Annotated in this window: 10 protein-coding genes; 7 read left to right on the top strand and 3 right to left on the bottom strand. The window is 38.7% G+C overall.

The genetic code is table 11. From position 1 onward, the window contains the following. Positions 1–40: 40 nt before the first annotated feature. The gene (gene pruA / locus AC6CH7_RS21565) at positions 41–1,669 is read left to right on the top strand and encodes an L-glutamate gamma-semialdehyde dehydrogenase (protein ID WP_498264668.1); all 1,629 of its coding nucleotides are present in this window, start codon (positions 41–43) and stop codon (positions 1,667–1,669) included. A gap of 80 nt (positions 1,670–1,749) precedes the next feature. On the opposite strand, the gene AC6CH7_RS21560 is transcribed toward pruA, so the two are convergent. The 3 genes from AC6CH7_RS21560 to AC6CH7_RS21550 all read right to left on the bottom strand — a co-directional run bounded on the left by AC6CH7_RS21560 (position 1,750) and on the right by AC6CH7_RS21550 (position 4,448). Beyond that, a complete protein-coding gene (locus AC6CH7_RS21560; RefSeq protein WP_498264667.1) occupies positions 1,750–2,421 on the bottom strand; it encodes a carbonic anhydrase in 672 nt (223 codons plus the stop codon). Positions 2,422–2,427: 6 nt separating this feature from the next. Further along, positions 2,428–4,032, bottom strand: a complete 1,605-nt coding sequence (locus AC6CH7_RS21555) for a SulP family inorganic anion transporter (RefSeq protein ID WP_498264666.1) — start codon at positions 4,030–4,032, stop codon at positions 2,428–2,430. A gap of 77 nt (positions 4,033–4,109) precedes the next feature. Then, positions 4,110–4,448, bottom strand: coding sequence for a hypothetical protein (locus AC6CH7_RS21550; RefSeq protein WP_498264665.1), 339 nt, complete (start codon positions 4,446–4,448; stop codon positions 4,110–4,112). Between the two features lie 198 nt (positions 4,449–4,646). Between AC6CH7_RS21550 and AC6CH7_RS21545 the strand changes: the two genes are divergently transcribed. The 6 genes from AC6CH7_RS21545 (at position 4,647) to AC6CH7_RS21520 (ending at position 11,862) form a co-directional block, all read left to right on the top strand. Then, positions 4,647–5,882: a porin gene (locus AC6CH7_RS21545; protein ID WP_498264664.1), complete on the top strand. Its 1,236-nt coding sequence runs from the start codon at positions 4,647–4,649 to the stop codon at positions 5,880–5,882. Positions 5,883–5,906: 24 nt separating this feature from the next. Beyond that, complete coding sequence (locus AC6CH7_RS21540) at positions 5,907–7,448, top strand: acyl-CoA carboxylase subunit beta (RefSeq protein ID WP_498264663.1); 1,542 nt, start codon at positions 5,907–5,909, stop codon at positions 7,446–7,448. Beyond that, positions 7,449–8,636 (top strand): MFS transporter, encoded by a 1,188-nt coding sequence (locus tag AC6CH7_RS21535; RefSeq protein ID WP_498264662.1) that lies wholly within the window; start codon positions 7,449–7,451, stop codon positions 8,634–8,636. After that, the gene (locus AC6CH7_RS21530; protein WP_498264661.1) at positions 8,617–9,036 is read left to right on the top strand and encodes a GNAT family N-acetyltransferase; all 420 of its coding nucleotides are present in this window, start codon (positions 8,617–8,619) and stop codon (positions 9,034–9,036) included. Before AC6CH7_RS21535 ends, AC6CH7_RS21530 begins: the two co-directional genes overlap by 20 nt. Positions 9,037–9,087: 51 nt before the next feature. Beyond that, positions 9,088–10,203, top strand: a complete 1,116-nt coding sequence (locus AC6CH7_RS21525) for a M42 family metallopeptidase (RefSeq protein ID WP_498264660.1) — start codon at positions 9,088–9,090, stop codon at positions 10,201–10,203. Positions 10,204–10,317: 114 nt separating this feature from the next. Then, complete coding sequence (locus AC6CH7_RS21520) at positions 10,318–11,862, top strand: helicase HerA-like domain-containing protein (RefSeq protein WP_498264659.1); 1,545 nt, start codon at positions 10,318–10,320, stop codon at positions 11,860–11,862. Positions 11,863–11,948: the final 86 nt, after the last annotated feature.

The raw sequence follows: 11,948 nt of genomic DNA, 5'->3' as shown, positions 1-11,948 counted from the left end.
TAAATAAAAGTTTACCTTTGTAAAAATAACTTATTATAACATGCTTAAAGGATTTTTTAACGTACCCGCTCCTGTAAATGAGCCCATTTTGGGTTATGCCCCAGGAAGTAAAGAACGTGAACTTTTAAAGGCCGCTTTAGACGATGCCCGTTCCAAAGAAATTGAGATACCGATGTATATTGGTGTTGAGGAAGTGCATACTGAAGTTAAAGGAAAGCTTACCCCTCCACACGATCATCAACATGTATTGGGTAAATATAGTATTGGAAATAAAAACCACGTAAAGCAAGCTATTGATGCTGCTTTGGCAGCTAAAGCTGATTGGGAAAATTTGGCGTGGGAACATCGTGCAGCAATTTTTCTGAAGGCTGCCGATTTAATTGCAGGTCCGTATCGTTATAAATTAAATGCTGCCACTATGCTTGGGCAGTCGAAAAATGCTTACCAGGCTGAAATTGATTCGGCATGTGAGCTGATCGATTTCCTTCGCTTCAATGTTAGCTATATGGCTGAAATCTACAAGCAGCAACCTCCGGTTTCGCCTAAAGGATCATGGAACAGGGTTGAGCAACGCCCTTTAGAAGGCTTTGTGTTTGCTTTAACTCCATTTAATTTTACTGCTATCGCAGGGAATCTTCCTACATCAGCAGCCATGATGGGGAACGTGGTGGTATGGAAACCAGCAGATACTCAAATTTTTGCAGCTAATGTTTTAATGCAAATATTTAGAGAAGCCGGATTACCTGATGGTGTGATCAACCTTGTTTATGTTGATGGACCTGAGGCTGGCGAAGTGATTTTTAGCCACCCTGACTTTGCCGGAATTCACTTTACAGGTTCTACGGCCGTTTTCCAAAACATCTGGAAAACTATTGGTAATAACATTCATAAATTTAAAACCTATCCGCGCATTGTTGGGGAAACCGGTGGTAAGGATTTTATCCTTGTTCATGGTTCTGCAGAACCGGAAATATCTAGTACAGCAATTATTCGCGGTGCTTTTGAATATCAAGGTCAGAAGTGTTCTGCTGCTTCTCGTGTATATGTTTCGAAAACCGTATGGCCTGAGATTAAGGATTTAATGATTCGTGATCTGGCTACTTTTAAAATGGGTGGAACTGAAGATTTTAGTAATTTCATTAATGCAGTTATTGATGAGAAATCTTTCAATAAACTAGCTAAATATATTGATGAAGCCAAGCAAGATAAATCTGTAGAGATTATTGCAGGTGGAAATTACGATAAATCTAAAGGTTACTTTATTGAGCCTACGGTTCTTGTTGTTAAGGATCCAAAGTACACGACAATGTGTGAAGAGCTTTTTGGCCCTGTATTAACAATATATGTTTACGAGGATAGAGATTTTGATAAAGTTCTGGATATTATAGATACTACGTCTATTTATGCCTTAACAGGTGCTGTTATTGCCCAGGATCGTTATGCGATAGAAAAGGCTACTCAGCGTTTAAGAAACGCTGCCGGCAATTTCTATATTAATGATAAATGTACCGGTGCTGTTGTTGGACAGCAGCCTTTTGGCGGTGCCAGAGGATCGGGTACAAATGATAAAGCCGGATCAATGATTAACCTGTTGCGCTGGGTTTCTCCACGTACCATTAAGGAAACTTTTGATCCACCAAAGGATTATCGCTACCCTTTTTTAGGATAGATACCGATAAAAAACTCCCGGCGATGAACCGGGAGTTTTTATTTACTAAAATAAGCCTACTGCTTTGCTTAATGGAGCAGTTATTTTTCTGTCTTCATTTTAAATACTGGCGAAATATCTGCAGCACTCGAAGCACTTACTTTTAAATCGGTGATTAAACCTGTTTTTAAACTGTAAACCCAGGCATGCACACCAAGTTCCTGACCCGATGCCCATGCATTTTGTACAATCGAAGTACTCATTACATTTGCAGCTCCCTCTATGGCATTCAGTTCCACTAGACGGTCAGATCTCTTTTGTGGATCTTTAATAGTCGACATTTCACGCTCGTGTATACGAATCACATCTTTAATATTCCTTAACCAATTGTCAATCAATCCAACTTGTGTATCACCAAGTGCAGCATTTACACCACCACATCCGTAATGTCCACACACAATAATATGTTTTACCTTAAGCACATTTACCGAATAATCCAATACACTAAGCATATTCATGTCTGTGTGCGTAACTACATTTGCAATATTCCTGTGTACAAAGATATCACCTGGGTTGGTATTGGTAATCTGATTTGCAGGGACACGGCTATCTGAACATCCGATCCATAATACAGGAGGTGTCTGACCAGCTGATAACCGGTCAAAAAAAGTTGGGTCTTCTGATAATGTAGCAGCTACCCATTCTTTATTTCCTTCTAATAATCCTTCGTATGTTATTTGTTTTGAATCTTGTTTTTCTAATTTCGCGCACATAATAATTTAATTATTAATTTCTTCAATGACTTTATTGTTCAATTTTGGCACGGTATATTGCTCTTTAATATTTTCTAAAATTACAATAATACCTTTGGTATAAGCATTGTGCTTATAATTAAAAATGGTTTCCAATACATCGGGATCTATGTACCGTGAATTGGATCCATCAATGATCACGTTAGTTTCTTTAGGTATTTTATTTAATACCACCTGAATGGCGGCCTTGTTTAAGAAAGATACCTCTTCGGCCAGTTTTATTCTCAAGTTCTTTTTATTACCCTCTTCCTGTATTTTGTAGAAGTATGGATTACGCATATTGGTACGCAATAAATAGAATATCGAGAACAGCATACCTATTGCAACGCCTTTTAACAAATCTGTTAACAAAACAGCTACAATAGTAATTACAAACGGAACAAACTGATCCCAGCCTTTGTGGAACATATGTTTAAAAAGCTCTATACGTGCTAATTTATAACCTGTTACCAATAGAATTGCTGCCAGACATGCCAAAGGAATCATATTTATGATACCTGGTATAAAAAGCAGAGATAAAAGTAACCATCCACCATGAAAAATAGCTGACATCTTTGTTCTTCCACCTGCATTGACATTTGCAGAGCTTCTTACAATTACCGATGTTAAAGGCAATCCGCCTAACAAACCACTAACCATGTTTCCTGTACCCTGGGCCATTAATTCTCTATTTGTCGGCGACACCCGCTTAATTGGATCTATCTTATCTACCGCTTCGATACTTAGCAGCGTTTCAAGACTTGCAACTACCGCAATTGTAGCCGCAACAACCCAGACTTTTCCATTTAATATCTGCGAAAAATCCGGTGCAGTAAACAAACCGGTAAATTCCGACCAGCTGTTCACAACAGGAATCTCTACCATTTGCTTTGCTGCCAATGCATAATTCCCGCCCTGAAAAGCAATTGTAAGCACAACTCCTATCACTACTACCACCAACGGAGCCGGGACAACACTTAATTTTTTAAATTTAGGCCAAAAAACCAAAATCAAAATTGACAATACGCTAATTACAATAGCAGCCAGGCTAAAATGATCCAATGCCCCACTAATGGCCGAAAATGTGTTTTCATTATCTTTCTGGAAAAAACTTTCATCGCCAAAAAAATCTGAATCTACACCGAGCGCATGAGGAAGCTGTTTAAGTATCAGCGTTAATCCGATTGCTGCAAGCATTCCTTCAATTACACTTGAGGGAAAGTAATTGCCAATAGTTCCTCCTTTTAGCAATCCAAGTATTATCTGCATTGCACCTGCCAAAACTACTGCAAGTAAAAAGATCTGATAACCGCCCAGTTGACCGATAGCCCCCAGAACGATTGCGGTTAACCCGGCCGCTGGCCCACTCACACTTAATTGTGATCCGCTTAAGCTGGCAACTACAATTCCACCAACTATACCCGTTATAATACCTGCGAACAGGGGGGCGCCAGAAGCCAAAGCGATCCCTAGACATAGGGGGAGGGCAACAAGAAATACCACAATACTGGATGGCAAATCACGCTTCAGGTTCTTTTTTAATATATATTTCTTCACTTCCAATCTTGAAAAGATTGAGTTTCCACTTTGCATAAAACTATGTTTTAATCTTTTAAACTAATTTTTAAAAATTGCATACCGCTCCCTTTTGGGTGGTAACATATCATAAATTAGCTCAGGTTAGGAGGCGGTGTGGGTACAGACGGATGGAATGGATCGAAATACCGTTTGAAATTATCTATAAAGCTATTCTTTATACCGTAAAGATGTAGGACAGATGACCATACATAGTCGTGCTGAAAGTCTATCTTATAATCAAAGAGTTTTACTTTTGCCTTACCCGGATCTCCATCACTGCTATGTTCAGCTTCGATTTGCATGATTACAGAAATCATGATGTTCTTATCAATATGACTAAAAAATACAGGCGCACCGGAAATTACCATCTTCGCTGAGAAGATACTTAAGAAGGTAATAACTATTAATACACGGTATTTTCTTAGAAACATTTGTTTTTATTCTTTCACCTAACTCGCCAAAAATAGCTCCAAACATTGCTTATTTACAAATTATCATGTAAAAAAAATGTAATTTAGTTGTTGCTTTATCATGTTTTGGACTTCTATTTTTAAAAAATCTGGACCCATTTTAAAGAAAAATGCTTCATTTACCGTAAATTAGGCGATCAAAATTCTTTTTACTCATTCATGAAAAAAACACTGTTAAGCCTGATATTTCTTTATCCGGTTGCCCTTTTTGCCCAAAGTAATAATGCTCCCTCGACTTATGACCCTCATGAAATTGCGATAACAGGCTACCTGCAAACACAATTTCAAAAAGCGCAATCTGGTGGCATTTCCTCCTTTTCGGGTGGGGATTTCTCAAAAAATTCTGACAGTCGTTTCATGATTCGCAGGGGTAGATTGAAAATTGACAGGGCTGACAAGTATTCGAGCATTGTTTTCCAAATAGACGCTACACAAAATGGCATTCAGTTAATGGACGCTTTTATACAATTGCATCAACCTGATTCAAAGGAACTGTTATTAACTGCCGGCTTGTTTAACCGCCCCTTTGGTCACTCTATTGTTTACTCCTCGGGATATAGAGATTTTCCTGAAAGAGCGAGAGTTTTCCAAACGTTGATGCCCAGGGAGCGTGATATTGGCGCCATGGTTACTTATCAGCCCAGTAAAATATTTAATTTTCTAACAGCAGAGTTAGCTGTAATAAATGGAAGCGGATACAATGCCAGAGATTATGACTCAAGAAAAGATATCATAGGCAACCTTGGTTTTAAATTCGACAGTCTGGCAAATAAAAAACTTCATATAGGCTTTGGCGGATCTATCTACGAAGGTTGGGTGCGTAACGATACTGAAAATTATTACTCTGCTACAGCATCGGGATTTCAAAAAAACACAAGTCCTGACAATGTTGGGTATTTTGGTAAACGCGAATATTATGGAGGTAACTTACAGCTTCAATACGACAATGCTTTTGGCAGAACTATATTTAAAGCTGAATATCTTCAAGGCACACAGCCTGGCGTATCTGCTACTGCCAGTGTACTTGGACCTGTAGCTAGCATGAGTTTCTCGGCTCAACCTGCCACAGATTTATACTTGCGTCAGTTTTCTGGCTATTACTTGTGGTTAACCCAACAAATTGCAAAAAGTAAATTTACTGCATTGGTATCTTATGATGTGTACGATCCAAACAGAGAAATAAGTGAATCGGAGATTGGCATTGCTGGCAATAATACTACAGCTGGTGATATTAAATTTAGCACCCTTGGTTATGGCCTGACCTATCTAATAAATTCAAGATTTAAACTTACATTGTACAACGAGCACGTTGTTAACGATGCGACTAAGTTGCCAGACTATACGGCCGACTTAAAAGATGATGTGTTTACTACCAGATTACAGTATCGCTGGTAAATATTAAAATTATTAGTGTTTAAAATGAAGAATAAAATAGATGTACTTCAGGACAAAATAAAAAAAGCGAATGAAGGTGGTGGTGCAGCGAGAATTCAAAGTCAGCATAAAAAAGGCAAACTAACTGCCAGAGAGCGAATCCATTTTTTATTAGATGAAAATTCCTTTGAGGAAATTGGCATGATGGTAACCCATAGAAGTGTCGATTTTGGAATGGAACGTGAAAAATATTTAGGAGATGGTGTTGTAACGGGCTATGGAAACATAAATGGCAGGCTCGTTTATGTGTTTTCACAGGATTTTACCATTTTTGGAGGTTCTCTTTCTGAAACACATGCCGAAAAGATCTGCAAAATAATGGACATGGCCATGAAAAATGGGGCGCCCCTGATTGGCTTAAATGATAGTGGTGGCGCAAGGATACAAGAAGGTGTGGTTTCATTGGGCGGTTATGCCGATATATTTTATAGAAATGTTCAGGCATCAGGGGTTATCCCTCAACTTTCAGCAATAATGGGACCTTGTGCAGGGGGCGCAGTTTATTCGCCTGCTATTACAGACTTTATTTTAATGGTAGAGAATACCTCGTACATGTTTGTTACAGGGCCAAATGTTGTTAAAACCGTAACTCACGAAGAGGTAAGCTCTGAGGAACTTGGTGGTGCATCTACTCATGCTACAAAATCGGGTGTAACTCATTTTGCCTGTTCAAATGAATTAGATGCTATCAACCATGTTAAGAGGTTACTGAGTTACATGCCTCAGAATTGTGAGGAGATCCCGTTGCAATTGCCCTATACTTTAACTGATGAAAGTCGTTTATCTCTTAATGGCATTATGCCCGAGAATTCGAATCAGCCTTATGATGTAAGGTCAGTAATAAGCGAAGTGGCCGATATGGACAGTTTTCTTGAGGTACATAAAGATTATGCAGAAAATATTGTGGTTGGATTTATCCGTTTGGCAGGAAGAAGTATAGGTATTGTTGCTAATCAGCCGGCTTACCTTGCTGGGGTATTGGACAATCATGCTTCAACAAAGGCCGCCAGATTTGTACGCTTTTGCGACTGCTTTAACATACCATTGCTTGTTTTTGAGGACGTTCCAGGTTTTCTGCCTGGTACAGATCAGGAATGGAATGGAATTATTACCAATGGCGCTAAATTATTATATGCTTTTAGTGAAGCAACTGTACCTCGTATTACTGTAATTACAAGAAAAGCCTACGGTGGTGCATATGATGTCATGAACTCAAAACATATTGGAGCCGACTTAAACTATGCATGGCCTACTGCTGAAATTGCAGTTATGGGTGCAAAAGGTGCTGCTGAAATAATTTTCAAGAAGGAAATTACCAGTGCAGAGCATCCTGAAGAAAAATGGCTGGAGAAAGAAAAGCTCTATTCAGATATTTTTGCTAATCCTTACAGAGCCGCAGAACGTGGCTTTGTAGATGAGGTTATAGAACCTGCCCAAACCAGATCTAAACTAATAAAGGCTTTTAAAATGTTAGAGAACAAAGTTGTAAACAGCCCTCGTAAAAAACACGGAAACATCCCTTTATAAATGAAACTTAGTCGTACTGATGTGCTATTGATGGCCTTTTGTACAGGGCTTATCGTAGCGAATATTTATTACTGCCAACCTCTGGTGATTTTAATCGCTAAAGAGTTTGGATTAACAGAGAGCCATGCCGGTAAAATTACATACCTCACACAGGCTGGCTATGCCCTTGGACTATTTCTATTGGTTCCTTTGGGTGATATGTTTGAAAGGAAAAAACAAATACTTTTAATAACATGTCTTGCTATCGGGGCATTGCTGTTGGCAGCTTTTGCCCACTCCTTCTTATTATTGGAAATTGCTTGTGTATTAATTGGCGCAAGCTCCATTATTCCTCAGCTTGTTTTACCAATGGCAGCAAATCTTAGTTCAGACGAAGATCGTGGTCCTACAGTAGGTATAATTATGAGTGGCTTACTTGTTGGCATCCTTGCATCAAGAGCAGTCAGTGGAAGTATAGGATTTTTATGGGGATGGAGAACAGTTTATTTTATGGCCGCTGGCATATGTTTCCTTTTATTACTGCTTATGGCCAGGCGCTTTCCTCAAAGTAGGCCGTCATTTAAAGGGACTTATAATGAGTTAATGTCCTCAATGTGGCATTACATAAAAACTGAACGCGTACTGCGCGAAGCTTCTATTATAAACTTTCTGGCTTTCTCTATACTTAGCGCGTTCTGGACAACTATGGTATTATTCCTTGCCAATCCCCCGTTTAATCTTCAAACGTTGCAGATAGGTCTTTTCGGCATTGCTGGTGCAGCAGGAGCTTTAGCCGCGCCATTAGTTGGTAAGTTTAGTGGCGGCCAAAACCCTCGCAAGAATCTGTTGGTCGGGCTAATTCTGCAATTACTTAGCATTGCTGCCTTTTACTTTACCGGCAGCCACCTTTATTTATTTGTAGCTGGTATTATTTTAATAGATATTGGTCAGCAAGCTATTCATGTAACCAATCAGACCAGGATCTATGCTATACTACCGGAAGCTCGTAATCGTTTAAACACTGTGTTCATGTCTGTAAGCTTTGTTGGAGCATCTTTTGGTTCCGCCTTAGGTTTATGGCTCTGGGACCAGGGTAAGTGGCCATTATTCTGCTGGGGATGCGGTGCGGTTATTGTTCTAAACATCTGCATATACAAGTTTTATAGTGGTAAAATAAAGAATAACATCGATGCAGGAAATTCAAATTGAACAAATCAGACCTGATTTAACCTGGAGGATAAGACATGAAGTTATGTACCCAGACTTACCCCTTGATGCTATAAAATTGCCTAATGATAATGATGGAATCCATTTTGGACTGTTTGCAAATAACCAATTAACATCTGTAGTTTCTTTATTCAATTCAGGCAATATTTATCAATTCAGAAAATTCGCAACAATCGTGGAGTCGCAGGGGAAAGGATATGGATCATTATTATTGGATCATATAATTAACTATGTTAAAACTTTTGGGGCTACTAAACTATGGTGCAATGCGCGCGTTTCGGCCATTCCTTTTTACAACCAATTCAGCTTTGTGCAAACAGACAAATTTTCTACCAGCAACGGTATCGACTTTGTCATTATGGAGTTAGAACTCAATAATTAACTTGGTGCTTAGGCAGTAGTTTCTATATTTGTTTAGAATAAAAAATATACAATGACAAAGAAAAAAGAAGATAAAAAGAAACACGTAAGTGTAGTAAATAAAAAATCGCTTCAATTTTTTGAAAAATATATCAATAACCCATCTCCAACAGGTTTCGAATACCCTGGTCAAAAATTATGGCTAGATTATTTAAAACCATATATAGATGAAAGTTTCATCGATAATTACGGAACTGCAGTTGGAGTGATTAACCCTAAAGCAGATTTCAAAGTAGTTATTGAAGCTCATGCCGATGAGATTTCCTGGTTTGTGAATTATATTACTCCAGACGGCTTAATTTATGTAATCCGTAACGGGGGATCAGATCATCAGATAGCTCCTTCTAAGCGCGTAAATATCCATACCGACAACGGCTTGATTAAAGCCGTATTTGGATGGCCCGCTATTCATACCCGTAGCGGTGGTGAAAAAGAGGAGGCTCCGGCATTAAAAAACATCTTCCTTGATTGTGGATGTACATCTAAAGAAGAAGTTGAAAAACTTGGTATTCATGTAGGTTGCGTAATTACCTATGAAGATGAGTTTATGGTATTAAACGACCGCTATTATGTTGGCCGTGCACTGGATAACAGAGCTGGTGGCTTTATGATTGCGGAGGTTGCCAGATTGCTTCAGGAAAATAAAAAGAAATTACCTTTTGGGCTTTACATTGTAAACTCAGTACAAGAAGAAATTGGATTAAGAGGAGCTGAAATGATCGCTCACAGAATTAAACCTAACGTGGCTATAGTTACTGATGTTACTCATGATACCACTACCCCAATGATCAATAAAATCACGCAAGGAGATTTGGCTTGCGGTAAAGGTCCGGTAGTTTCTTACGCCCCTGCTGTTCAAACAAATTTAAACAAATTGCTTATTGAAACTGCTGAGAAGAATGATATCCCTTTCCAACGTCAGGCATCATCCCGCTCAACTGGTACAGATACTGATGCTTTCGCCTATTCTAACGGAGGGGTTCCATCTGCATTAATTTCTTTACCCTTAAGATATATGCATACCACAGTTGAAATGATTCATAAAGAAGATGTTGACAATGTGATCAACCTCATTTATCATTCTTTATTGAACATTAAAAAAGATCACGATTTTACTTATAAGAAGTAATTCTGAATAACTTATTTTTAAGAGGGTGTCACATCACACAGTCATGATACACCCTCTTTTCTTTTGTTTGTAATTCGGGTGCTTTTCTTACTTTTATAAAAACTATCTTTTCCCATGAGTGATCAATCTGCAAAATTTACAGAAAAAATTAAGGCCTCTTATACCCCGAGTGGTTCGTACATATATCTTGGAGCAGGGATTCTGGATGGACAAGTAATCGCTGAAGCCGAAGTTAACTTGTCTTTAAAAATGATGAATAGGCATGGCCTTGTAGCAGGAGCAACAGGCACAGGAAAAACCCGCACATTGCAATTGCTATCAGAACAATTGTCTGACGCAGGTGTACCGGTGTTTATGCTTGATGTAAAAGGCGATTTATCGGGTCTTAATCAGCCAGGGCCAATCAATCCAAAAATAGAAGAAAGAGCGGGTCAACTTGGTAAGCCTTTTAACCCTTCTGGATTCCCTGTCGAGATTTTTTCCTTATCTGGCAAATTAGGCGCGCAAATGCGAGCTACTGTTCTTGAATTTGGGCCTACTCTGCTGTCTAAAATCCTTGATCTAAATGATACACAGGCAGGCGTTTTAGCTGTGATCTTTAAATATGCTGACGATAGCAAACTACCAATCATTGACCTTAATGATCTTAAAAAATTAGTTTCGTACCTGGCCGAAGGGCAGGGTGCTGAAGAGATTAAAAGTTCCTACGGTAAAATATCTACTGCAACCTCAGGAACAATATTAAGAAAGATAGTTACCATTGAGCAGCAGGGACTGAGTGCAATGTTTGGCGAACGCTCATTTGACATCGAAGATCTTTTTACCAAAACCGACGGAAAAGGAGTAATCAGCTTACTCAATATTTCGGATGTGCAAAATCAGCCTGTTCTTTACTCTACTTACCTGTTAAGTTTACTTGCAGAAATTTTTTATAGCATGCCTGAAGTCGGGGATTTAGATAAACCTAAGTTGGTTTTCTTTTTTGATGAAGCGCATTTATTATTTAAAAATTCTTCAAAAGCTTTTCTGGAACAGATAGAAACTATTATCAGATTGATCAGATCAAAAGGTATAGGTGTATTTTTCTGTACTCAAGCTCCTAGTGATGTCCCTGAAAGTGTGTTATCCCAATTAGGAAATCGTGTTCAGCACGCTTTGAGAGCATTTACACCAAATGATGTTGATGCGCTTAAAAAGACAGTAAATACTTATCCAAGATCCGACTTCTATGAGATCGATAAAATGTTGACTTCACTGGGAACCGGGCAGGCTTTAATAACAGTGTTGAACGAAAAAGGTATCCCTACAGAAGTGGCAGCAACCATGCTTACACCACCAAGGGCAATCATGGGACCACTCAGCGCGGCAGACTATAATAATGTTGTCCAATCAAGTGAGCTTACAGCCAAATACCAGGAATCAATTGATCCTGAGAGCGCCTATGAAATTTTGACTAAACGTGTAAATGAGAAACTAACCGAGGAAGAAGAAACAAAACAAGAAGAGGCTCCTAAAAAAGGTGAGAAGAGTTTAGTTGAACAGGTAATGGGTGCAACTATAACCAGACAGATAGGAAAAGAAATAGTGCGGGGATTATTTGGTATGCTTATAGGGAAAAAACCTCGCAGCAGTGGCGGAAAGGGAATATTTGGATTTTAACTACCTCAATATCCATGCGATACATTGAGAAACGTTATCAGACTAATGAAAAAACTATCTCACTTTTTACATTGAATATGAATTGA

It is taken from the genome of Pedobacter sp. GQ55, from assembly GCF_059758925.1.
This window is presented reverse-complemented; position numbering and strand designations above follow the sequence as displayed.